20 protein-coding genes are annotated in these 24,007 nt (G+C 43.1%); 12 read left to right on the forward strand and 8 right to left on the reverse strand.

Annotated elements, in window-relative coordinates:
• Positions 1-188: 188 nt before the first annotated feature.
• Positions 189-1,136 (forward strand): pirin family protein, encoded by a 948-nt coding sequence (locus tag MKI79_RS00470; protein ID WP_407651517.1) that lies wholly within the window; start codon positions 189-191, stop codon positions 1,134-1,136.
• Positions 1,137-1,209: 73 nt separating this feature from the next.
• Positions 1,210-1,611, forward strand: coding sequence for an OsmC family protein (locus MKI79_RS00475; protein ID WP_241570005.1), 402 nt, complete (start codon positions 1,210-1,212; stop codon positions 1,609-1,611).
• A gap of 117 nt (positions 1,612-1,728) precedes the next feature.
• Here the strand turns inward: MKI79_RS00475 and ybaK are convergent, their stop codons facing one another.
• The 4 genes from ybaK to MKI79_RS00495 all read right to left on the reverse strand — a co-directional run bounded on the left by ybaK (position 1,729) and on the right by MKI79_RS00495 (position 5,343).
• The gene (gene ybaK / locus MKI79_RS00480) at positions 1,729-2,166 is read right to left on the reverse strand and encodes a Cys-tRNA(Pro) deacylase (protein WP_241570239.1); all 438 of its coding nucleotides are present in this window, start codon (positions 2,164-2,166) and stop codon (positions 1,729-1,731) included.
• A 121-nt stretch (positions 2,167-2,287) separates the two neighbouring features.
• The gene (gene pncA / locus MKI79_RS00485) at positions 2,288-2,923 is read right to left on the reverse strand and encodes a bifunctional nicotinamidase/pyrazinamidase (protein WP_241570007.1); all 636 of its coding nucleotides are present in this window, start codon (positions 2,921-2,923) and stop codon (positions 2,288-2,290) included.
• A gap of 436 nt (positions 2,924-3,359) precedes the next feature.
• A complete protein-coding gene (ssb, locus tag MKI79_RS00490) occupies positions 3,360-3,926 on the reverse strand; it encodes a single-stranded DNA-binding protein (protein ID WP_241570009.1) in 567 nt (188 codons plus the stop codon).
• 55 nt (positions 3,927-3,981) lie between these two features.
• Positions 3,982-5,343: an MFS transporter gene (locus tag MKI79_RS00495; protein ID WP_241570012.1), complete on the reverse strand. Its 1,362-nt coding sequence runs from the start codon at positions 5,341-5,343 to the stop codon at positions 3,982-3,984.
• Between the two features lie 194 nt (positions 5,344-5,537).
• Here MKI79_RS00495 and uvrA point away from each other — a divergent pair, with 194 nt between their 5' ends.
• Complete coding sequence (gene uvrA, locus MKI79_RS00500) at positions 5,538-8,369, forward strand: excinuclease ABC subunit UvrA (RefSeq protein WP_241570014.1); 2,832 nt, start codon at positions 5,538-5,540, stop codon at positions 8,367-8,369.
• A 97-nt stretch (positions 8,370-8,466) separates the two neighbouring features.
• Here uvrA and sstT read toward each other — a convergent pair whose 3' ends face one another.
• Together sstT and MKI79_RS00510 are read right to left on the reverse strand one after the other, a co-directional pair.
• On the reverse strand, positions 8,467-9,663 hold the full coding sequence (gene sstT / locus MKI79_RS00505) for a serine/threonine transporter SstT (protein ID WP_241570021.1): 1,197 nt from the start codon (positions 9,661-9,663) through the stop codon (positions 8,467-8,469).
• A gap of 120 nt (positions 9,664-9,783) precedes the next feature.
• Positions 9,784-11,493 carry a P-loop NTPase fold protein gene (locus MKI79_RS00510; protein ID WP_241570023.1) on the reverse strand — a complete coding sequence of 570 codons (1,710 nt, stop codon included), beginning with the start codon at positions 11,491-11,493 and terminating at the stop codon, positions 9,784-9,786.
• Between the two features lie 215 nt (positions 11,494-11,708).
• Here MKI79_RS00510 and ilvD point away from each other — a divergent pair, with 215 nt between their 5' ends.
• The 9 genes from ilvD to MKI79_RS00555 all read left to right on the forward strand — a co-directional run bounded on the left by ilvD (position 11,709) and on the right by MKI79_RS00555 (position 22,868).
• Positions 11,709-13,538 (forward strand): dihydroxy-acid dehydratase, encoded by a 1,830-nt coding sequence (gene ilvD, locus MKI79_RS00515; protein ID WP_241570024.1) that lies wholly within the window; start codon positions 11,709-11,711, stop codon positions 13,536-13,538.
• Between the two features lie 262 nt (positions 13,539-13,800).
• The gene (gene rsmH, locus MKI79_RS00520; protein WP_241570026.1) at positions 13,801-14,736 is read left to right on the forward strand and encodes a 16S rRNA (cytosine(1402)-N(4))-methyltransferase RsmH; all 936 of its coding nucleotides are present in this window, start codon (positions 13,801-13,803) and stop codon (positions 14,734-14,736) included.
• 129 nt (positions 14,737-14,865) lie between these two features.
• Positions 14,866-15,198, forward strand: a complete 333-nt coding sequence (ftsL, locus tag MKI79_RS00525; RefSeq protein WP_407651524.1) for a cell division protein FtsL — start codon at positions 14,866-14,868, stop codon at positions 15,196-15,198.
• A 140-nt stretch (positions 15,199-15,338) separates the two neighbouring features.
• A complete protein-coding gene (locus MKI79_RS00530) occupies positions 15,339-17,123 on the forward strand; it encodes a peptidoglycan D,D-transpeptidase FtsI family protein (protein ID WP_241570028.1) in 1,785 nt (594 codons plus the stop codon).
• A 13-nt stretch (positions 17,124-17,136) separates the two neighbouring features.
• Entirely contained in the window at positions 17,137-18,669 is a 1,533-nt protein-coding gene (locus tag MKI79_RS00535; RefSeq protein WP_241570030.1) for a UDP-N-acetylmuramoyl-L-alanyl-D-glutamate--2,6-diaminopimelate ligase, read from the forward strand.
• 33 nt (positions 18,670-18,702) lie between these two features.
• Positions 18,703-20,127: a UDP-N-acetylmuramoyl-tripeptide--D-alanyl-D-alanine ligase gene (locus tag MKI79_RS00540; RefSeq protein ID WP_241570033.1), complete on the forward strand. Its 1,425-nt coding sequence runs from the start codon at positions 18,703-18,705 to the stop codon at positions 20,125-20,127.
• The gene (gene mraY / locus MKI79_RS00545) at positions 20,128-21,246 is read left to right on the forward strand and encodes a phospho-N-acetylmuramoyl-pentapeptide-transferase (protein WP_241570034.1); all 1,119 of its coding nucleotides are present in this window, start codon (positions 20,128-20,130) and stop codon (positions 21,244-21,246) included.
• A gap of 73 nt (positions 21,247-21,319) precedes the next feature.
• On the forward strand, positions 21,320-22,159 hold the full coding sequence (locus MKI79_RS00550; protein WP_241570036.1) for a putative RNA methyltransferase: 840 nt from the start codon (positions 21,320-21,322) through the stop codon (positions 22,157-22,159).
• Between the two features lie 43 nt (positions 22,160-22,202).
• Positions 22,203-22,868: an ion channel gene (locus MKI79_RS00555; protein WP_241570038.1), complete on the forward strand. Its 666-nt coding sequence runs from the start codon at positions 22,203-22,205 to the stop codon at positions 22,866-22,868.
• 12 nt (positions 22,869-22,880) lie between these two features.
• On the opposite strand, the gene MKI79_RS00560 is transcribed toward MKI79_RS00555, so the two are convergent.
• Both MKI79_RS00560 and MKI79_RS00565 read right to left on the reverse strand, forming a co-directional pair.
• Positions 22,881-23,516, reverse strand: coding sequence for a hypothetical protein (locus MKI79_RS00560; protein ID WP_241570040.1), 636 nt, complete (start codon positions 23,514-23,516; stop codon positions 22,881-22,883).
• A 43-nt stretch (positions 23,517-23,559) separates the two neighbouring features.
• The gene (locus MKI79_RS00565; RefSeq protein WP_241570042.1) at positions 23,560-24,006 is read right to left on the reverse strand and encodes a DNA polymerase III subunit chi; all 447 of its coding nucleotides are present in this window, start codon (positions 24,004-24,006) and stop codon (positions 23,560-23,562) included.
• Position 24,007: the final 1 nt, after the last annotated feature.

The following is a 24,007-nucleotide window of genomic DNA, read 5'->3' on the forward strand; positions in this document are numbered from 1 at the left end:
GTAGTGATTATTTCTTCGACAGTATTTTTACATAAGATTGTGTACATCTCCTAAAAATATTTGTCATAAATCAAAATAATATACACACAGCGTTGCAAATTCGAACTGTGAACTATCGCACAATTTCGATATTCTATAAAAATTCAGTCGATAAGCAGTAACAGATAAGCTAGAAATAAGGAAATAACATGACCAATACTACGACAGACCTTGTGTCGCAATCGTCCGATTGTCCATTAGCCAAACCAAATAGCATCAAAGAAGTCCATCTACGTTCTGCCATCGTCGGCACAAGTACCACGATCAAACGTGCTTTGCCGAGCAAAGATAAACGTATGATTGGCGCATGGTGTTTCCTTGACCATGCAGGACCAGTGCAGTTTGCGCCGAATGATGGCATGGATGTTGGACCACATCCGCATATTGGCTTGCAGACCTTTACATGGATGATCGAAGGCACAGTGATGCACCATGACAGCGTGGGCAGTGAGCAATTGATTCGCCCAAAACAAGTCAATCTGATGACCGCAGGACATGGTATTTCCCACACCGAAGTGACGCCATCGGCAGAAACAGGCTTACATGCGGCACAGCTTTGGATTGCATTGCCTGAGGCGCATCGTCATATGGCGCCGAAGTTTGAGCATTATCCTGAGCTTCCAACCATTGAACAAGATGGCGCAGTTTTTTCAGTATTGGTTGGTGATTTTCTCGGGACAACGTCGCCAGTGCAAGTGTATAGCAAGATGCTTGGTGTAGATGTCGAAGCGGTGGATGATGTCGAGGTGGTTCTGGAGTTAAATCCTGAGTTTGAATATGGGCTATTGGCAATGGAAGCAGAAGCTGAAATCAACGGTCATGTGCTGTCACAGGACAACATGGTGGTGCTTGAAGTTGGCAATGAAAAAATGCACCTCAAAATGAAAAAAGGTGCACGGTTGTTATTGATTGGCGGTGAGCCGTTTGAAAGTGAAATTCTGCTGTGGTGGAATTTTGTCGCACGGACGACGGAAGAAATGAAACAGGCACGTCAGCAGTGGATTGACCATGATGCACGTTTTGGAGAGATTCCATCGTATCAGGGCAAACGTCTGATTGCGCCTGAAATTCCAGATCAGATGCGTGCTTCAAAATAAGCCTGCGCGAGCTAAAACTGAAAAGTACAAAACGCAAAATACAAAGCGTAGAATTCAAAACGAGGATGGCTACATGGCGAGCATCGCAAATACAAAAATCTCCAGCCTAGTCGCACCGTGGGCAGGTGAACTCAGCAGTGGGAAGCATTACTATATTACCGATAAACCTGAGAGTTTAGGCGGTGGTGATACAGGTCCTGCGCCCTATGACTATCTGCTTGCGGGATTGGCGGCGTGCACGATGATCACACTACGCATGTACGCCAAGCATAAAGAGATAGATTATGGGCATTTTTCCATTGACCTACACTTTAATATGAACAAAGAAGGTGAGGAATGGATTACTCGGGAGCTGAGTTTTGACAAGGATCTGGATGAAGCAACTAAAGCAAAAATTCTTGATATTTGTCAAAAAACACCTGTGACAAAAACCCTGCTCCGTGGCACACGGATTGATACGTCTATTAATTCATAACTCTGTTTAGGCGGCTCAATGTATTTAGGCAAATGAATTTAATTCAACAACAAAGCAATTGAGCGAAGGTGTATAAGTTGTACATTGAGAGAAATTAACGCAGTCGGGGAGATGAAGTTATCCGACTAAATCTCGAATCTTAGCAAAGTCAGCATTTAATACTTTGCTGAGATCATTCGGTGCAAGCGAAATATCTAAACCACGCTTACCACCACTGACGTACATTTTTTCAAAGTGTTGTGCGGAATCATCAATCACGGTTTTTAGGCGTTTTTTCTGTCCGAGCGGACTAATCCCACCGACCAGATAACCTGTCAGGCGTTCAGCATCCTTGATTTCTGCCATTGCCAGTTTTTTACAGCCCAAAGCGCTAGCGGCCTTTTTAAGATTGAGTTGATAGGCGACTGGAAGCACGGCGACATAATGATTTTTACCGTCTGTGACCAATAAGGTTTTAAAGGTTTCCTCGAGCGTCAATCCAAGTTTTTCCACCGCTTCCAAGCCAAAATTGTGATTATTCGGGTCGTGATCGTATTCATGTTTGCGATATGCGATTTTTTGTTAATCGAGAAGTTTGCAGGCTGGTGTCATGATGAATCAAAATTTACACAAGTTTAGGCAAGTTTAAACCTGTCACGCTTAGGATTAAAGCTGATCGGTAGAGATTATTCTGCAATTACTCAGCAAGAATGTCTTGGGATGATATGCGCTGTACACCCGCATCGTTCATGGCTTGCCAAGCATTCTCTAATGAACCATTCAGATCAATGGCACGGCAGGCATCTTCGATCACATAACTGGCAAAGCCGAGTTTTGCTGCATCCATCGCCGTCCACGCCACACAGAAATCTGTCGCTAACCCGACCACATAAACCGTATCAATGCCACGAGATTGTAGGTAACCTGCAAGCCCAGTCGAGGTTTGTTGATCTGCTTCCAAAAAAGCCGAATAACTGTCGATATGCTGATGGTAGCCTTTGCGGATAATCAGTTGTGCTGTCGGAATATCTAAATCGGGATGAAGCTCGGCATCCTGCGAGCCTTGTACACAATGCGTCGGCCAAAGCACTTGCGTACCATAATTGAGTTCAATGGTGTCAAAAGGCTGTTTATCCACATGATTTTCAGCAAAAGAAATATGATCGGCAGGATGCCAGTCTTGGGTGAATACAATATTTTGAAAATGCGTTGCCAGTTGATTAATGATCGGTACGACTTCATCGCCATTCGGCACAGCAAGATTGCCATTTGGGCAAAAGCCATTTTGTACATCGACGACGATCAAAGCGGTATTTTTTGCTTGCATTATCATTGACCTAAATTTTGAAAAATTAGCACTAAATTGAAGAAATCCTAGCATGAAAATAGAATGATCTTCGCATGTGTGAAATGAAAATAAATAAGAATGATTCTTTTTCTATTAAGCATGGCTTTAAAATGAAAAATTAATGCAAATATATTTAAAAAATGCTTGCTTTTTGCACAGCAACTGATTATTATGCGTTCAACATATTTGGTATCTGCAATCTCTCCTTATGTTTTTGATTTTGAATCAAATTTAACAGCTTTAACGATTGTGATTTTATAGCTTATCCCCCTCGGATAAGCTTTTTTTTGCCTATTCATTGTGTAGTCGCAAAATTCAAAGCATAAAAAACCTGACGAATCAGGTTTTTTTAAGGCATTCAGATTTATAAAAAACTAGAATGTTCGGGTCTAGTACAGCTCGATATTAGAGTGGCTCAATATTAGAACGGTAAATCATCATCAGGCTCATTACCACCTTGTTGTGGTTGAGCTCTTGGCGCTTGGTTATTTCCACCGTATCCACCACCTGCAGGTGCTGCATAGTTTGGATTGTTGTTATAACCGCCTTGATTGTTGCCTGAGTTATTACCTGAATTATTGTTAAAACGTGGTGCGTCAAAGCCACCATTGTTCTGACCATAATTTTGGTTTTGATAACCCCCCTCTTGCTGTGGACGTGAGTCGAGCATTTGCATTTGGTCACCACGAATCTCAGTGCTATAACGCTCTTGACCGTTTTGATCCGTCCATTGACGTGTACGTAATGAGCCTTCGATGTAGACTTTCGAGCCTTTTTTCAAATATTGTTGAGCGATTTCACCCAGTTTATTATTTAAAACAATACGATGCCATTCTGTTTGTTCTTTGCGTTCGCCAGTATTTTTATCAGTCCAAGACTCACTGGTGGCAATTGAAAAATTACACACCGATCCGCCATTTGGAAAGGTTTTTGATTCAGGGTCACGTCCTAAGGTACCAACTAAAATCACCTTATTCACTCCGCGCATGCGCTATTCCTCTTATAGATGTCTATTTTGTTTGAATACTTTAATCGAGATTGCCTTAGATCGCTAGCTCTTGATTGAGCAAGCGCGACAATTCTTGTCTTGCTGTATCTGTAATTTGTTGTTTATCCACTTTGATGTAGGCAACCTGTTTTTCAGGCATGACTACGACCTCTTCAATACCATGAACAGCCAGTAAAAGGGAAGTCCAATCATCCATTTTTTCTGTATCAGGCAATGTCACCACGATTGAAGATAGATAACGTGGCTGATTGAGCTGAAAAGTGACCAGCAACCAAATGATGGCAATACCTGCCAAGATTGCCCAGCCTAAGCCAATCTGGTGCATACTCAGTAAAAAACCGCCCAATGTCCCACCAAAAAATGCCCCGAGAAACTGAAAACTCGAGTTCACACCCATTGCAGTCGATTTGGACTGGATCGGTGCGGATTTGGATAGCCACGAGGGTAATAGGGCTTCCATGACATTGAAAGCGATAAAAAATAAGGCTAAGCCACAGAGCAGACCATATTTATTGTCATAGCCAAGTGCCATGACGATTAAACCCAAGACGATAGCCACTACTGCAGTGATAAAAATACCACGCATCTGACGGTATTTTTCCGCCAAGATAATACTTGGAAAAGCAAAAAATAAGCTGATCAATAAGAGTGGCAAATACACCCAACCATGATGCGCAAGTGGTATCCCTGCATATTCAATCAACTGAGATGGAATAAACACAAACATCGCTGTGAGCAATAAATGCAACATAAAAATTGACACGTGCAAACGGTTTAAGTCTGCCATGCCAAGCACTTGTTTGAGTTGAGTGAGATAACCTTGAGGTGCGACTCGATAATGTCGAGTGACTTTCGGCACCAAGAGCAACATCAGCATTGCCAATGTACCCATGATGGTGGTGACCCAAAAGAGTCCTGAAATACCGACTTGCTCGGTGACCCACGGACCGATACTAAAGGCGAGCATGAAAGACAGCCCAATGCTCATGCCCATAAATGCCATCGCTTTGGAGCGTTGTTCTTCACGTGTTACATCGGAGAGTAATGCCATCACCACAGCAGATACCGCACCTGCACCTGCAATCGCCCGACCAATGATCACGCCATAGATCGAATCAGATAAAGCGGCAATCGCTCCACCTAGAGCAAACAAGGCAAGTCCGAAAATGATTAAAGGCTTTCGACTAAAACGATCGGCAAGTAAGCTAAATGGAATCTGTAAAAAGGCTTGGCTGAGTCCATAAATACCAACCGCAAGACCAATCAATGCAGGAGTCGCACCATGATATTGTTGTCCTGCAACCGCAAATACAGGAATAATCATAAATAAACCCAACATCCGCAGTGCAAAAATGCTACTGAGTGCAAAAGTTGAGCGAGCTTCGAGATTATTCATATCAGGGGGCTTTTAAATGGTTGTAGCAGTCGATTTTTAATGCCGATATTATAAAGCAAATTAACCATAAACAATAAACCCATCTGAGTCAGATGTAATGGTTCAAACTTTTATTTCAATTTGTGAACTTGAATAATTGTTAGACATCTTCATATACAATACTGTTTTTCGCCAAATAACAACAGGACAATTGAATGAGTCAAAGTCATATTCGCATTCGTGGTGCACGTACCCACAACTTGAAAAATGTGTCTTTGGACATTCCACGTGACAAATTTGTCGTCATCACTGGGCTATCAGGTTCAGGAAAATCATCACTTGCGTTTGATACTTTATATGCCGAAGGTCAGCGTCGCTATGTCGAATCGCTGTCTGCCTATGCACGTCAGTTTTTATCACAGATGGAAAAGCCTGAAGTCGATGCGATTGAGGGTTTGAGTCCTGCGATTGCCATTGAGCAAAAATCGACCAGCCATAATCCACGTTCAACGGTCGGTACGATCACGGAAATTTACGATTATCTGCGTTTGCTCTATGCCCGTGTCGGTACGCCGTATTGTCCTGAACATGACTTGCCGATGGTTGCGCAAACCGTGTCGGAAATGGTCGATGAAATCCGTGCGCTTCCAGAAGATACGGCGATTATGCTCCTTGCGCCAGTGGTGCGTGAGCGTAAAGGCGAATACAGCACTTTATTTGAAAAGCTACAAGGGCAAGGCTTTGTCCGTGCCCGTGTCGATGGCGAAATCATTGATATTGATACACCACCCGAACTCGATAAAAAGAAAAAACACACCATCGAAGTGGTGGTTGATCGCTTCAAAGTCCGTGATGATTTGGGGAATCGTATCGCTGAATCCATCGAAACGTCTCTACGACTCGGCGGTGATTTGGTGACTTTATCATGGATGAAAGGCGAACATCCTGACCGTATTTTCTCGGCAAAACATAGTTGTCCGCAGTGTGATCGTGCGGTGGCGGAGCTTGAGCCACGTTTATTCTCATTTAATAATCCCTTTGGTGCATGTCCTGTTTGTGATGGTTTGGGGACACGAAGCCATTTTAGCCCTGACAAACTCGTGCCAAATAGCGACCTTAGCCTCAGCCAAGGCGCAATTCGAGGTTGGGATCGTCAGCGTCCGTATTATTTCACCATCGTGCAAAAAGTCGCTGAACACTTCGATATTCCGATGGATCAGCCGTGGCAAGATTTAGACAAAGCACAACAAAAAGTCATTCTACAAGGTTCAGGTAAAGAAAAAGTCGATCTGTCTTATGTCGATGAGCGTGGACGTAAGCACAATCGTGTTTCGCCATTTGAAGGCGTGTTGCCGTACATGGAGCGTCGCTACCGTGAAACCGAAAGTAACTACGTGCGAGAGGATTTGGCGCAATATCTGTCCAATGCGGCATGTAGTAGCTGTGAAGGTTCACGACTCAATGAAATCTCACGTCATGTCCGAGTGTTAGACAAAACCATTGCCAATATCACGCAAATGTCGATTGGCGAAGCGGAAAATTATTATCAAGGCATCGAGCTTGAAGGTGCAAAAGGTGAAATCGCCGATAAGATTTTTAAAGAAATTCGAGAGCGTTTGCAATTCCTTGTGAGCGTTGGTCTGAATTATCTCAGCCTTGCGCGTTCAGCAGAAACTCTATCAGGCGGTGAAGCACAGCGTATTCGTTTGGCATCGCAGATTGGCGCAGGCTTGATGGGTGTAATGTATGTCCTTGATGAGCCGTCGATTGGACTGCATCAGCGGGATAATGACCGTCTACTACAAACTTTGATACGCCTGCGAGACTTAGGCAATACGGTTTTAGTCGTTGAGCATGATGAAGATGCCATTCGTGCCGCTGACCATATCATTGATATTGGACCGGGTGCAGGTGTGCATGGCGGCGAGATCATCGCCGAAGGCACTGCGCAAGATTTGGCAGATCATAAAGATTCTCTGACTGGACAATATCTTTCAGGAAAATTGAAGATCGCTGTACCAAAAGAACGTAAAACTTCGCCACGTCCAGATGAAACCATTCGCCTCACAGGTGCGAGCGGACATAACCTGAAAAATGTCAGCTTAACCTTGCCGACTGGTGTGATGACTTGCGTGACTGGTGTATCAGGTTCAGGAAAGTCAACTTTAATTAACCGTACTTTATTGCCACTGGCTTTGACGCAACTCAATGGTGCAACTACGCTCACAGCAGAAAAGTTTGAATCCATTGATGGCTTGCAGTTCTTGGATAAAGTGGTCGATATTGACCAAAGTCCGATTGGACGTACACCACGTTCTAACCCTGCGACTTATACAGGATTATTCACGCCGATTCGTGAGCTGTTTGCGCAGACGCCTGAAGCACGAGCTCGAGGCTATGCCGCAGGTCGATTCTCTTTCAATGTTAAAGGTGGTCGTTGTGAAGCCTGCGAGGGTGATGGCATGATCAAAGTGGCGATGCATTTCTTACCTGATATGTATGTGCCGTGCGATGCCTGTCATGGCAAGCGCTATAACCGTGAAACCTTAGAAGTGCATTACAAAGGTAAAAATATTTCTGAAGTGTTGGAAATGACCGTAGAAGATGCTGCACAATTCTTCGATGCGATTCCGACCATTCACCGTCGCTTGGAAACGTTGAATGATGTGGGTTTAGGCTATATCCGTCTTGGACAAGCGGCGACCACATTGTCAGGTGGTGAAGCACAGCGGGTGAAACTCGCTCGTGAACTTGCCAAACGTGATACAGGCAAGACTTTGTATGTGCTTGATGAGCCAACTACAGGGTTACATTTCCATGATATTGCCAAGTTACTCGATATCTTGCATACCTTGCGTGAGAAAGGGAATACCATTGTGGTGATTGAGCATAATCTTGATGTGGTGAAAACTGCGGACTGGATTATTGATCTTGGTCCAGAAGGCGGTTCAGGTGGTGGGGAAATTATTGCTGAAGGCACACCAGAGCAAATCGCAAAAGTGAAAAAGTCGCATACAGGTCATTTCTTAAAGCCATTGTTGAAATAGTTTTTGAGATTTACTTTGAAAATAAAAAAGCTGAAGTGATTAACGCTTCAGCTTTTTTAATGAACTTTATTTCTTAAGGTTTTGCTTTTTTAAGGCTTTACTTCTTCGGTAAATCCACCGCAGCGGTAAATAGAATATCCGTCGATGAGTTTAAGGCAGTTTCAGTCGAATCTTGTAGCACACTAATCACCATGCCGATTGCGACGACTTGCATGGCAGTTTCTGATGAAATCCCAAATAGACCACACGCCACTGGAATCAAAAGTAGCGAACCACCTGCGACACCTGACGCACCACATGCTGTCACCACAGACACCACAGACAATACCACCATCGTGAAAAAGTCGACTTCAATATTCAAGGTATTCACCGCAGCCAAAGTCAAAATAGTAATGGTCACCGCAGCCCCTGCCATATTGATGGTTGCACCGAGTGGGATGGACACACTTGCGGTCGATTCAGAGACACCTAGACGCTTTGCCAAGTCTAAATTCACAGGAATATTCGCTGCCGAGCTACGAGTAAAGAATGCAGTAATACCACTTTCTTCCAAGCACTTAAATACCAACGGATATGGATTCTTTTTCATCACGATAGCTACCAAGATCGGATTGATCACCAATGCGACAAAAGCCATCGTCGCTACCAAGACCACGATCAAATGCGCATAATTGGTGAGCGTGTCCAAACCAGCCTGTGCAAATGTCGCCACAACCAAACCAAAAATCCCCAGTGGTGCAAAGCTAATCACAATACGAATAATGCTATTCACCCCATCGGAAATATCTGTGAGGACTTGGCGTGTGGTATCTGACGCATGACGTAGCGCAATACCTAGACCTACTGCCCATGCGAGAATCCCAATAAAATTCGCTTCATGCAATGCCGTCACAGGATTGCTAATAAAGTTGAGTAATAGGGTTTTGAGGACTTCGGCGATACTGTTTGGTGGTTGTAGTTGTGTTTCAGGGTCGATGGTGAGGATAAGTGTACTTGGAAAAAGATTGCTTGCGATGACGGCACAGGTGGCAGCGAGTAACATGCCGATGACGTACATGACTAAAATCGGCTTGAGGTTACTTGCCCCTTGACCGACTTTAAAATTGGCAATCGACGCAAGGACTAAGATAAAGACTAAAATCGGTGCAACCGACTTCAATGCCTTGATAAATAAGTCGCCCAATATGCTGACATAACTTGCAGACTCAGGTAAAAAATAGGCCACTAGACCACCCAAGACGATGGCGATCAAAATACGTGAAACTAAGCTTAGACGAGCTAGGGCTGAAAACATAACCGAGCCTTTTGAACAATATTTGTTTTGAAAAAATAGAAACCAAGCGGATCATTTTATAACAAAAATTGATAAGACTGTTAATTTTTAGGAATATGTTGTCTTAACACCATGAAAATACTAGCTATCTTCGTCCAATCTTTGTTTAATGTATTTCACATTGAGCTGCATTATTTCTGATTCTTGCGCTTTGCGATCAAGTGCCTGATAGATTAATTCTTTAATTTGTGGATTGAGCTCAGGTTTGATTTTTTGCTTTAATATTTTCCCGATGATACGAAGTTTATTTGTATCTTTAAATCGCTCATTTTGGTCTATTTCTTCAAACAATAGCTGAAACCAATCATTCAAAGTTGCTTTTTCTAAGACCAAACCATCGGTTTCTGAGTTCCAACCACCTCTCAATACATAAGAGTCGATTACATCAATTAGCGGTGGCAACCCTAAATAAGGATTGAGAGATTCTTTAATACGAATGTAGCGATAAAATGGATTTTTAGCTTCAAAACCATAGTGGAAGGTTTCGTCTGCGAAAGCTTTACCTTTTTCAGTTATGGATTGATCAATCCAAATTTTTACACTTTTATTTAACAATCGTGCTAAATCTTTTCTCTTAAAAGTGGAAAGGATTTTACTACAAAAATGAAGGGTATTTAAATTTTCAAAACCTATAGAATTTATTGAACAATCATACAGCTTTTTACAAAAGTCATGTTGGGTATTCATGTTTTGACATGTGCGCTGTAGTTCTATAAGTTCTGCTCTAACCTTTACTTGATTTTCAGTAATTGCGCTCGATTGTGCTAATTCAATTAATGTAGACTCATTTAAGGGAGCGCTCTGTGTAAACCATTTTCTGAACTCTTCAAACCATAAGTCATGTACAGTGAATTTAGATGAAATTACTCCAAGCTTTTGGTAAAGGGGAGAAATACCTGTTCCGACATCTTCATCAGACACTTCAATCCATTTTTCTCTTGTAAAATCATGCCATTGAATATTAAGATCTTTTCCAAAGTCTTCAATTAAATAGCCCTGTAAAACTCTCACTAAAATCATTTTTTTAGACGTAAAAGTGGCAGGCAAAGGAAGTTTCTCTAAAAACTGTCGATAAAGCTTGAGCACTTTTTGAAAAAATCGGAAATTATGAATATCAAGAGCATTGCTGAACTTTACAAGTAACTCGATAAGCTCTTGATCCAAATCTTTTGCTTTGTCACGAAGTAAAGGCTCTACAGTAGTGATTTTTATTGTTTCATCAACGAGTTTTTCCTTATATTCAGCATAGCTATTTTTATTTTCTTCATTGGTTTTGGATTCATCTAAAATCAAAACCACTTGGCAGTTGCGTTCTTGCTTTAGGAAATTTGCGAGCCCCATCACATCTTTGATATTCATTTTATCTGACATGCGCTCAAAGTCATCAAAGCAGATGATTGCGTCTTTGACTTGATTAAACATCAGATTGTCAATGAGTTTGACGGGCGCACTAATACCATATTGTGTAATTCGACTGTCTTTGAATATTGCAGGTAAACCTTTTAGCCACTTTGGGACGTCTACAGATAAATGGTGATTCTCAATATTGCTGTAAATTTGAGTTTTAAGATCGGTAAGCGATTCAATGCCGAATAATGAGATATAGGCATACTTTTTTGTTGAAATATTTGATTGAGCATCACCTAGTCTTTCTTTTGTTCTTTGGCTTTCTAAAAATTGCTCCCATGTAAATGTTTTACCAATACCCCATTGACCAGTAATCGCAATCGCTAAACCATTATTAGCATTGGCATTAAAAATATCTTCTAAGCGTTTTTGAGGACTAATCACAGTTACTCTCGGTATATGCGGACATTACATTCATTGAATCTACAATTAAATCTACTATGTAAGCAACGATCTTGTTGAATGGATTTCCCTATCACCACTCGAATTGTAGTATTATTATTGGATAGATCAGCTGATTGAATGATCAGCACACAATGCAAGTTTTGCCAGAGGGAATCTCAGGTTTCACTCAAGCATCTAATTTTTTGGAAGTACACATGCCTGATTATCGTTCGAAAACATCAACACATGGTCGTAATATGGCTGGTGCACGTGGCTTATGGCGTGCAACAGGAATGAAAGATGAAGACTTTGGTAAGCCGATTATTGCCGTGGTCAACTCATTTACCCAATTCGTTCCGGGTCACGTCCATCTCAAAGATTTAGGTCAGTTGGTGGCTCGTGAGATCGAAGCATCAGGCGGTGTAGCCAAAGAGTTTAATACCATTGCTGTCGATGACGGTATTGCGATGGGACATGACGGGATGCTGTATTCACTGCCATCTCGTGATTTGATTGCGGATTCGGTCGAGTATATGGTCAATGCGCACTGTGCCGATGCGATGGTGTGTATCTCAAACTGTGACAAAATCACACCGGGAATGCTCATGGCGGCAATGCGTCTGAACATTCCAGTAGTATTTGTGTCAGGCGGTCCGATGGAAGCAGGTAAGGTCAAATTCCGTGGTGATGAAAAAGCCATTGACCTTGTTGATGCGATGGTTGTTGCCGCAGATGAAAATTATACTGATGAAGAAGTTGAAGCGTTTGAACGCTCTGCATGTCCAACCTGTGGTTCTTGCTCAGGGATGTTTACTGCTAACTCAATGAACTGTTTGACGGAAGCACTTGGTTTATCACTTCCGGGCAATGGTTCGATCGTGGCAACCCATGCCAACCGTAAAAAATTATTCTTAAAAGCAGGGCAGTTGGTTGTTGATTTGTGCCGTCGCCATTATGAACAAAATGATTACAGCATTTTGCCACGTTCTATTGCCACAAAAGCCGCTTTTGAAAATGCGATGACACTCGATATTGCCATGGGTGGTTCGACCAATACCGTATTGCACTTATTAGCCGCAGCACATGAAGCAGAAGTTGACTTTAGTATGGATGACATTGATGTGTTATCTCGTAAAGTGCCTGTGCTGTCAAAAGTTGCACCTGCGAAGTCTGACGTGCATATGGAAGATGTGCACCGTGCGGGTGGGATCATGTCGATTCTCGGCGAACTTGATCGTGCAGGATTGCTTGATACCTCGGTCAGCACTGTGCATGAAAAAACCATGAAAGATGCTCTCGATAAGTGGGACATTATCCGTACTGAAGATCCTACAGTATATGAATTTTTCCGTTCGTCACCGGGTGGTATCCCAACGCAAGTGGCGTTCTCACAAGATCGTTATTATTCAACTTTGGACGGCGACCGTGAAAAAGGCGTGATTCGTAATGCAGAGCATGCGTTCTCTAAAGATGGTGGTTTGGCGGTACTTTACGGCAATATCGCACTAGATGGTTGTATCGTGAAAACCGCAGGTGTTGACGAATCAATTCTGAAATTTAACGGTACAGCACGTGTCTTTGAAAGTCAGGATTCAGCGGTTGAAGCCATTCTCGGTGGCAAGATCGTTGCAGGTGATGTCGTAGTGATTCGCTACGAAGGTCCTCGTGGCGGACCAGGTATGCAAGAGATGTTGTATCCAACCAGTTACTTGAAGTCGAAAGGCTTGGGTAAAGACTGCGCGCTGATCACTGACGGTCGTTTCTCAGGTGGTTCGTCTGGTCTATCTATCGGTCACGTTTCACCAGAAGCTGCTGAAGGCGGTGCGATTGGTTTGGTTGAAGATGGCGATACTATTCAGATAGATATTCCAAATCGTACCATTCATCTTGATATTGATGATGCAACGATGGCGCATCGTCGTCATATCCAAGAGGATAAAGGTTGGCATCCAGTCGAAGAGCGTAAGCGTAAAGTGTCTAAGTCTTTGAAGATTTATGCGAAGCATTCGACCAGTGCGGCAAAAGGTGCGGTACGCATCCTGTAAACTGTTCTTGATCACTGAAAATGCACATTGCTTAGGCGGTGTGCATTTTTTGCTTTTGAAGCTTTCATTCTCTTGCAAAGAATTTCAGCAATGACGTGACTTATAACGCTTACACTGGCAAAATTTGACATTAAATACAATTGATACAAATTTTGGCTTGGGATGCGTCCCAAAACCATGAATAATTGTCTGAATTACATGTGTTATTTTAAATTTATTTTTAAGATAATTGTTTAGCTAATAAAACCAATCGTTGTGTTCCATGTCCCATATTTCTGTGTTGTTAAATGAAACTGTTGATGCTGTATTAGGTGAGAAACAGTCTGGAATTTTTGTTGATGCGACTTTTGGTCGTGGGGGGCATACACGTCAGCTTTTAAGTCAGCTTGATGCCGATGCCAAAGTCTATGCCTTTGATAAAGACCCTCAAGCCTTAGCAGAAGCACAGAAACTCGCCGAAGAAGATGCACGCTTTCAGATTATCCATGCCAGTTTTGCCGATCTTAAAGATGCGCTTGCTGAATTGGGTGTGACTGCTGTAGATGGCATCATGGCTGATCTCGGTGTGTCGTCGCCACAGCTTGATCAAGCTGAGCGTGGTTTTAGTTTTATGCACAATGGTCCTCTCGATATGCGAATGGACAACTCGCAAGGACTCACCGCAGGGCAGTGGTTACTGGAAGTCGATGAAACCGAGCTTGCCAATATTATTTTTAAATATGGTGAGGAGCGTTATAGCCGACGCATTGCCAAAGCGATTAAAAATGCAGGACAGATCGACACCACGGCGCAACTGGCTGAAATCGTCAAAGTCGCTCATCCAAAATGGGAAAAGCATAAACACGCAGCGACACGGACATTCCAAGCGATTCGGATTTTTATCAATCGTGAACTCGATGATGTGGAGCAGTTTTTACCGCAAGCAGTGGAATTATTAAAACCCAATGGACGGATGGCGGTGATTAGTTTTCATTCTTTGGAAGATCGTTTGATTAAACAATTTATCCAAAAAGAATCGACTTTACCCGAACAGGATTGGGGTGCGGTACTTTCGCAAACAGCGCAAAAAGACACACGACGCTTAAAGAAAATTGCACGTATTGCACCAAGTACAGCGGAAGTCAAAGAAAATCCACGTTCACGTAGTGCATGGCTTCGAGTGGCAGCACGTGTGGAGATGCGTGAGGAGCAAGTATAAATGGCTACAATACAACCACAGCGTAAACAACAAAACAAACAACAGATCAAGCCGAATCAATCTGCTGAAAACTATGGTAAAACCTCTGCGAGTAAACTGCTGAATGCAGAGTTTTTACAAGAAAAATCCATGCTGAAAAATATTGCCATTATTTTTGTATTACTCGTTGCAGTGATGGGTAGTGCCTTTATGGTGGTGCATCAGGTATTTAAATATCGTTATGATTATCGTGGCTTTACCAAACTGATGCAGGAAAAGGATAATCTTAATGCAGAGTGGGGGCGTTTGCTGATCGAGCAACAGACCTTTGGTGCAACGGCGCAGATTGGTAGCCGAGCCGTGACACAGCTTCGTATGTTTTCACCGCCTGCATCGCAAACTGTGGTGATCGCAGGGAATCAATTGGCAACAGAGAAAATTGCGCTAGGCGAATCGCAACTTGGTCAGGGAAATGTGCCATGAACGACTTCAAGACTGATGCAAAATTGATGCAAAATTTTAAATAGGGTTGGAATTCACTGACACGACTTAAATGAATTGGATGAATTCAATTCTGCACAGTATTTCAAGTAAACTAAGCAAGATTGGGAAAATAAGGCAACATGGCGTTGAAATCACAAAAAGGCAAAAATAAACGAAAGGCGGTGGTCGCCAAGCCAACTCTTGCTCAAGATATGTGGCGTTTTCGTCTGCTGTGGATCGCTGTATTTGCCGCCTTTGTCTTGTTGGTTTGTCGTGCTTTTTGGGTGCAAATCATCGAAAGTAAGTTCTTGCAAGAACGTGCTGATGCCAAGATTCTCTATACCGAAAAAGTCCAAGCGATGCGTGGTGTGATCAATGATCGTAATGGTGTGCCACTGGCGATTAGTACACCAGTGATGACTTTGGTGATCGACCCAACAGACTATTATCAAGCACAAAAGCTGAATCAGGAAAATATTGCCGAAGGCAAAAAGCCAAGCCAGAAAAATTTCGACTTAGATGCGATTGCCAAAGCCGCTGGTGTGGATGCAAGTAAGCTGAAAAGTGATGTAAAACGTCGTGAGCGTACACGTTACGTCGTGATCAAACGTCAAGTGCCACCTGCCAAAGCGCAAGCCATTTTGGATCAAAACTTCCAAGGGGTGTACACCGAAAAAACCTACAAACGCTACTATCCTCAACCACAGCCGAATGCACAAATCATTGGTGTGACCAATAGTAATGGTCTAGGCATCGAAGGCTTGGAGATGCAACTGAATAAGCGTCTTGCAGGTGTCAATGGTGAACAGCGAATTTTGCGTGATCGTCGGGGTAATCGCCTGAAAGTTGAAGAAGTGTTGACTCAAGGGCAAGCAGGGGAAAATATTCAGCTCAGTATTGATTCACGACTACAGTACATTATGTACCGTGAACTCACCGCTGCGGGTGTGGCGAACAATGCACGTTCTGCAACGGCGATTGCTGTCGATGTCAAAACAGGTGAAATCTTGGCGATGAGCAGTTGGCCATCGTACAACCCGAATAATCCCAAAAGCTTTACCAATAAAGATGCCATGCGTAACCGTGGTGCGATCGACTCGTTCGAACCGGGTTCGACTATGAAGCCATTGACGGTGATGATGGCATTAGAAACAGGCAAATATAAAGCGGAAACGGTGATCAATACCTCACCAGGTTATATGCGTGTGGGAAATCATACCATTCGAGATACACATAACTACGGTGCACTCAATCTTGGCGGAATAGTGATCAAATCCTCTAACGTCGGTGTATCAAAGATCGCTTTGTCTTTACCCTATGAAACTTTACCGCTGTTTTATCAGCGTCTTGGTTTTGGGCAAAAGTCCGCAGTGAAGTTCCCTGGTGAAAGTGCAGGTTTGATCTTGCCACGCAGTAAGTGGAATGTATCGGAAGTTGCTACTATGTCTTATGGTTATGGTCTAAATGCGACGGTATTACAGCTTGCACAGTCTTATGCGATGATTGCCAATCATGGACAAAAAGTGCCTTTGACTTTATTTAAAGTAACTGAGCCACCAAAAGCCGAGCAAATGGTTAAACCTGAAATTGCCGATACGGTATTACAAATGCTTGAAGGTGTAACCCAACCTGGTGGGACAGCACGACAGGCGGTGATTCCTGGCTATCGGGTTGGTGGTAAAACAGGTACAGCGCATAAACTGCGTGCCGACCGCAAAGGCTATTCGCAAAACGAATATCGTGCGCTATTTGCAGGGGTTGCACCGATCAGTAATCCACGCATTGCGATGGTGGTCGTGGTGGAAAATCCTCAAGGCAAATATTACGGTGGTCTAGTTGCAGCACCTGTGTTTGCCAAGATCATGCAAGAGTCATTGCGTTTGCTCAATGTACCTCTAGATCGTCCGCTTGAAACTGCATCCTAAGGAGCGTCGAACGATGAGTACATTACAACAAATTTGGACAGAAGAAGTTGCTTCAATTACGGCGCATGTGAGTTTGCCAAAATGGACGAATGACACTTTTTCAGGTTTTCAATTAGACAGCCGTAAAGTGCAAATAGGTGATATTTTTATTGCACTACAAGGCGTGAATAATGATCTTGAAAAGACCCAGCACTATATCAATGGCGCACTAGAAAAAGGTGTAATCGGTGTATTGACCGAAGTTCAAGTGCCTGCACATGAAAAAGTGCTGTATCTGCCACAATTACGTCAAATTCTCGGATTATTACAGCAACAGCTCTTACAGTCGAAAGCACCACTTGAATTAGCAGAAGTCGTCGCAGTCACTGGCACTAATGGTAAAACCACGGTTTCACGGCTCATCGCAGAATTATTGACGATGCTTGGTCAAGCTACTGCCGTGATGGGTACCACAGGCAATGGTATTTTACCGAACCTGCAAGCCTCGACGCATACCACACTGGATGCGTTGCACCTACAGCAGTCTTTTTATGATTATAGCTTGCAGGGTGCACGTTATTTAGCACTTGAAGCCAGTTCGCATGGTTTAGAACAAGGGCGATTGGCAGGTATGCCGATCTCAGTTGCTGCATTTACCAACTTGAGCCGTGATCATTTGGATTATCACAAGACTTTAGAAAATTATGCTGAAGCGAAAGCGATACTGTTTGATTTTCCAAGTTTAAAACATGCGGTGATTCATCAAGATGATGATTTTACCGCTTTGATGATCGAGCATGCCAAAAATAATCCTGCAAAACCAAGCATTGTGACCTATAGCATGCGTCATGATAATGCGGATTATCATCTCAGTGATGTGCAGTTTAGTTTGGATGGTGCGAGTTTTACTTTGCGTTGCAATAGTGGCGAGTATCAGGTCAATAGCCCGCTACTTGGGCGTTTTAATGTGGAAAATGTCTTAGCAGCGATCATCTGTGTGGAAAAACTCGGCCATGCATTGGCGGATGTTGTGCCTTTGGTAGAAAACTTAAAGGGCGCACCAGGTCGCATGCAAGTTATCGCTGACCAAGGACGATTGTTTATTGTGGATTATGCGCATACGCCAGATGCTTTGGCGCAAGTATTACAAAGTCTAAAAGCCCATGTCGAGCATCAGCTTTGGGCGGTGTATGGCTGTGGCGGTGATCGAGATCGAGGCAAACGTCCAGAGATGACTCAAGCTGTGATAGATTGTGCTGATCAAGTACTGATGACCACAGATAACCCACGTACGGAAGACCCATTACAAATTTTTGCCGATATGAAAGCCAATTTATCCGAGCAAGTGCTTGGCGCTGAGCATTTCCATGAAATCCATGATCGCCGTGAAGCGATTAAGTTTGCAGTTGGGCACGCCAAACAAGGTGATATTGTGGTGATCGCAGGCAAAGGGCATGAAAATTATCAAGAAATTGATGGGGTTCGTCATTGGTTTGATGATGTGGTCGAGGTGGAATCGGCAATCAATGCACAATCGCATCAGCATCATGGCTATCCCGCAGAATAATTATTGATCAAGATTTAAGGAATATTGCCTCACATGCACACCTCAACCACCAGTACCAGTCGTCTTGATCCGTGGACTATTCACGATTTACAACAGGCGACACAAGGAACTTGGCATCAAGGCATTCAGCCCAGCGCAAGCCAGTCGAAACAAAGCATTGAGCGCATTGTCACCGATTCACGGGATGCGACAATTGGCGATGCCTTTTTAGCGCTGAAAGGTGAGCGCTTTGATGCGCATGATTTTGTTGCAAAAGTGGCGACGCAAAATGCAAGCTGTGTGATTGTCGAACGTGCTATCGAGGGTGTGAATATTCCACAGTTGATTGTCGCAGATACCCGTTTGGCTTTGGGACATCTGGGTGCATCTCGCCGTCAGCAATGTCAGGATTTAAAAGTCGTGGCATTGACAGGCAGTAGTGGTAAAACCACCACCAAAGAAATGCTCGGCAGTATCTTTTCACGGCTCGGTGAAACCTTAGTTACTCGTGGCAATCTGAATAATGATCTCGGTGTGCCGATTATGCTGTTGGAGCTTCGTGCCGATCATCGCTATGCAGTGATGGAGCTTGGGGCAAGTCATATTGGTGAAATTGATTATACCAGTGGCTTAGTACAGCCTGATGCCGCAGGGATTTTGAATATTGGAACAGCGCATTTGGGCGAGTTTGGTGGTCGGGATGCGATTTGCAAAGCCAAATCAGAAATTTATGCCCATATCAAAAATCATGGTACGGCGATCATTCCTGCACAAGATGATTATGCTCAGCAAATTCAAAATACTGTGAATGATGTGGCGGATGGTCGTGCGCAGATTCGGTTTGGTCAAGGTGGCGATGTCTATGCCACGAATATTGAAATTTTAGCGCAATCTTCACGATTTACTTTGAATACACCAAAAGGCAGTGTACAAATCGACTTGCCATTTGCAGGGGCGCATAATGTGCAAAATGCCGAAGCAGCAACCAGTTTTGCATTGGCAATGGGCGTGTCTTTAGATGATATTGCCATTGGCTTGCAACAAGCAACAGGTGCCAAAGGGCGACTCAATTTTATTGAAAAAGATCAAACCTTGTTTATTGATGACACCTATAATGCCAATCCAAACTCGATGCGAGCAGCCGCACAAGTTTTGCTGCAACAACAAGGCATCAAAGTCATGGTGATGGGTGATATCGGTGAATTAGGTGATGATGCTGAACATGAGCATCGGAAGCTCGGACAGGATTTGGCACAGCTCAAACTTGACTATATCATTGCAGTGGGTGAGTATGCACCTGCGGTTGCTAGAGGTGCAGATGTGGCACATTGCTATGCTTTTGCAACACAAGATGAAGCGCAAGTGCGCCTTGAACAAATTATTCAACAACATCAACCACAGCCAGTGAGTTTGCTGTTCAAAGGGTCACGTTATACCCATATGGAGCATCTCTTGGATGCATTGATGGAGAAATTATAAATGCTGTTATGGCTCTTTGATTTACTTGCGAATTATCATGACTCATTTCGTGTATTTCGTTATTTGACCTTGCGCACCTTGCTGAGCGTATTGACTGCATTAGCGATAGGGCTTTCTCTTGGACCTGTAATGATTCGCAAATTGCGTGCCTTGAAATATGGTCAAGCGGTCAGTAGCTATGCACCTGAAAACCATGTGGCGAAAATGGGTACCCCGACGATGGGCGGCGTGCTGATTTTGATGTCGATCGGGATCAGTACCTTGCTCTGGGCAGATTTAAGCAATCCTTATGTGTGGATTGTACTGGGTGTGATGGTGATCTTCGGTGCTGTGGGTTGGGCGGATGATTGGATTAAAATCCGTTATAAAGACAATGCAGGCTTACCTGCACGTAAAAAGTTCTTTTGGACATCGGTGGGTTCGTTTGGCGCAGGGATTGGCTTGTACTGTATTGCACAGATGCAGACTGACCCAGTGCTTACGTCCAATATGCTCGATTTACTCATTCCATTTTTTAAGAATTTGAGTATTCCGTTTTCTGTGATTCCATTTGGTATTGCCTTTATCATATTTACCTATTTGGTGATTAATGGTGCATCCAATGCGGTGAATTTGACTGATGGTTTAGATGGTTTGGCGATTATGCCGATCGTGCTTGTTGCAGCAGGTCTAGGTGTATTTGCCTATCTATCAGGTGATGTGCGTTTTGCCAATTATTTGCATATTCCTTATGTGAAATATACTTCTGAACTGGTAGTGATCTGTGCCGCAATGATCGGTGCAGGTTTAGCATTCTTATGGTACAACGCGCATCCTGCGCAAGTGTTTATGGGTGATGTCGGTGCCTTATCACTTGGTGCGATGTTAGGTACGATTGCGGTGATGGTACGTCAAGAGATCGTTTTTGCGATCATGGGCGGTGTGTTTGTCATGGAAGCGATATCAGTATTCTTGCAAATTGGCTCACTGCGGATGCGTAACAAGCGTGTATTTTTAATGGCACCTCTACATCATCATTATGAAAAGCAAGGTTGGAAAGAAACCCAAGTGGTGATTCGTTTTTGGATTATTACTATTATTTTAGTTGTCTTGGGTTTAATGACTTTAAAATTACGTTAAACAATTTTTGTTTAAAGGAGCCAGCACTGCTGGCTTTTTTATTCAGATTAACCGTTATTGTGGAAAGTAAAATATGTCTGAGCTGTTGATGTGTCCAATCTGTCGAGAAGCTTTACATTTAGATGGTAAAACGTGGCAATGTGCCCATCGGCATAGCTATGACCAAGCCAAGCAAGGCTATGTCAATCTACATGTGGTACAGCATAAACACAGCAAATCCCCTGGTGATACACCTGAGGCAGTGGCGGCACGTCGTCGATTTTTACAGTCAGGTGCATATCAACCTTTACAGCAAGCGGTGAGCCAATTATTGCAATCCATTTCAGCAAAAGCAGTATTAGATATTGGCTGTGGTGAGGGTTATTACACGCAAGCGATGGCAGAAGTTGTACCACAAGTGGTCGCTGTAGATATTGCCAAAAGTGCGGTACAAACCGCTGCCAAGCAATCACAGCAAAGCAATGAGGATAATACAGCGCAAAAAATCACTTGGGTGGTGGGGACAGGTGCAGTGCTACCTGTACTCGATCAATCAATAGATGTCTGTAGCAGTCTATTTAGCCCATTACCTAAAATGGAAATGCTTCGAGTATTAAAAAAACAAGGCTATCTCATCATTGCCACACCTGCACCACAACATCTATTTGCCATGCGTGAAGCTTTATTTGATGAAGTCAAAGCGCATGAGCCTGATAAATTCCTTGCACAAATGGCACCTGAATTTTCACTCGTATCTAAACAAATTATCACCACAGATTTAAATCTTGATCAAAACCAATTAAAAGATCTCATCGCCATGACACCGTATGCGTGGAAAGCCAAAGCAGACAAACGACAAGCACTAGAAGCTCATCAATCATTTCAGCTCAGTGCCTCATTTTGTTTATTTTTACTGCAAAAGTGCGTAGATTAAACGCTCAGGTTTTCATAAATATTCTAGAGATAGTGCGGTCGCCATGCTTAAATTTTTGCAAAGTTTTAAAAGTTTACCTTCAGCATGGTTGCTTGCAGTGCAATTGATGATGCTGTTTACCGCACCTTTAACCCATCAGATATTTAACCACCATGCTTTTGCATGGTTTTTGGGCACATTGGCGCTATTGATGGTGGCGCAGATTATTCGGGTTACGGCGATTTATACGGTGATCGGGATGATCTGTGTGATTCCTGCGCTAGTATTGTCGCTTGCGGTAATGTTGGGCGCAGATTCACCAAATATCTTGATTACAGCGCATTTATTTGAGGCTGCAGCGTATCTCTGTGCGGCGTATGGTCTAACTCGCTATATGTTTGATGATCGTTATTTGACACGAGATGAGCTGTTTGCAGCTGCGAGTGTGTTTACCTTATTGGTTTGGGCGTTTGCCTTTATGTACAGTGCCTGTCAGCTTTGGGATGTGAATAGTTTTAATCTGGAAAATGGTCAAGCACGCTCATGGGTAGATTTGATATTTATTAGCTTTAGTGTACAGACAGGAACAGGTCTAAGCGATATCGTGCCACAAAGTGATATGGCACGTGTACTGATGTCTTTGCAGATGTTTGGCGCAGTGATGTATTTGGCGTTGATTGTTTCTCGATTGATCGCCTTGCAATATATTCGCCATGTGCCTAAAAAGTAGAATGATCAGAAATTATTTCACATCATTTTGTTGAGCCATGATCATGGCAATTTCTTCTTGTGCTGCTGCTTGCAGTTTGGTTTTTAGCTGTTGCAATGTTTGCTCAATATAAAACTCTGCTTCCAGTTCCAATCGAGTCCGTAAGTCTTGATGTTCTGCTGTTGGCGGTGCGTCATGATGTTGAATGCTATTAAATTGTTTAACGTCTTGAGTGTTAAATTTACGCAGATTGTCTAAGTTCGAAGAAGCACTTTGTTGATGAAGCTCTTGTGCAAGTTGCTGTAAATACGCATCTTGATGCTGTGCTTGTTGTTGCTCTTGGGCTTCGATTTCTGCCACTTTCTTGGCTTCGAGCGCACGCTTTTCGGCGAGGGCTTGTTCTAATTCAGCTTGACGCTGACGTTTACGCTCTTCGGCGAGACGAGCTTGTTCCGCTAAAATTTGCTGTTCCAATTCGGCATAAGCACGCTCAATGACTTTTTTATTTTTTTGTTGCAAAACAGCATCTTGATACTGCCATTTGGAAATGTGTTCAGTCGAGTCCAGAAGATCGCAGATGTGATTGAGTTCATCACAAAATGTTTGGCGAACGGCTTCAGGTGTGGCAAGCCAACGCTGGGTAAAGTTTTCACCGACATTTAGTGCCACGATCGACTCCTCTATGTTTGATCATTATTAAAATAAAAAACCTTTAAATCTTATGTACAGCAGGCTCAATATCACTTGCTCGATAGGCTTTAAATACTTGGCGGGACAAGATTTTTTCCTCTTCATTATGCCCGACTATTTCGATTAAATGTAGTGTGCTGTGCTTGATTTCTGTTAAAACCAAAGCCTGCCCTGTGAGGTTGATACAGACTTCACTGTGTCGTGGCGGAGGATTACAACTAATCAGAATCGGCGTGTTTAACCACTGATGTTGTACGTCGGTTACGATTTTTGTATCTTCAATCAGAAGATGTGGCACAAAACTGGTCGCAGAAAATGTCCAAAGTTGATCATCCAAATGCTGAGCTTGCGCTTCATCACGGCAATAAATCCAAATTGGATGTTTGTTATAAATTTGCTGACACAAACGACAGACCACATCGGTCTGCGTTTGCGACGATTTTTCAACTAAGTAAAAACTAATTTTCATT

Origin of the sequence: Acinetobacter sedimenti, assembly GCF_022601685.1 — a bacterium.
Classification (GTDB): Bacteria; Pseudomonadota; Gammaproteobacteria; order Pseudomonadales; family Moraxellaceae; genus Acinetobacter; species Acinetobacter sedimenti.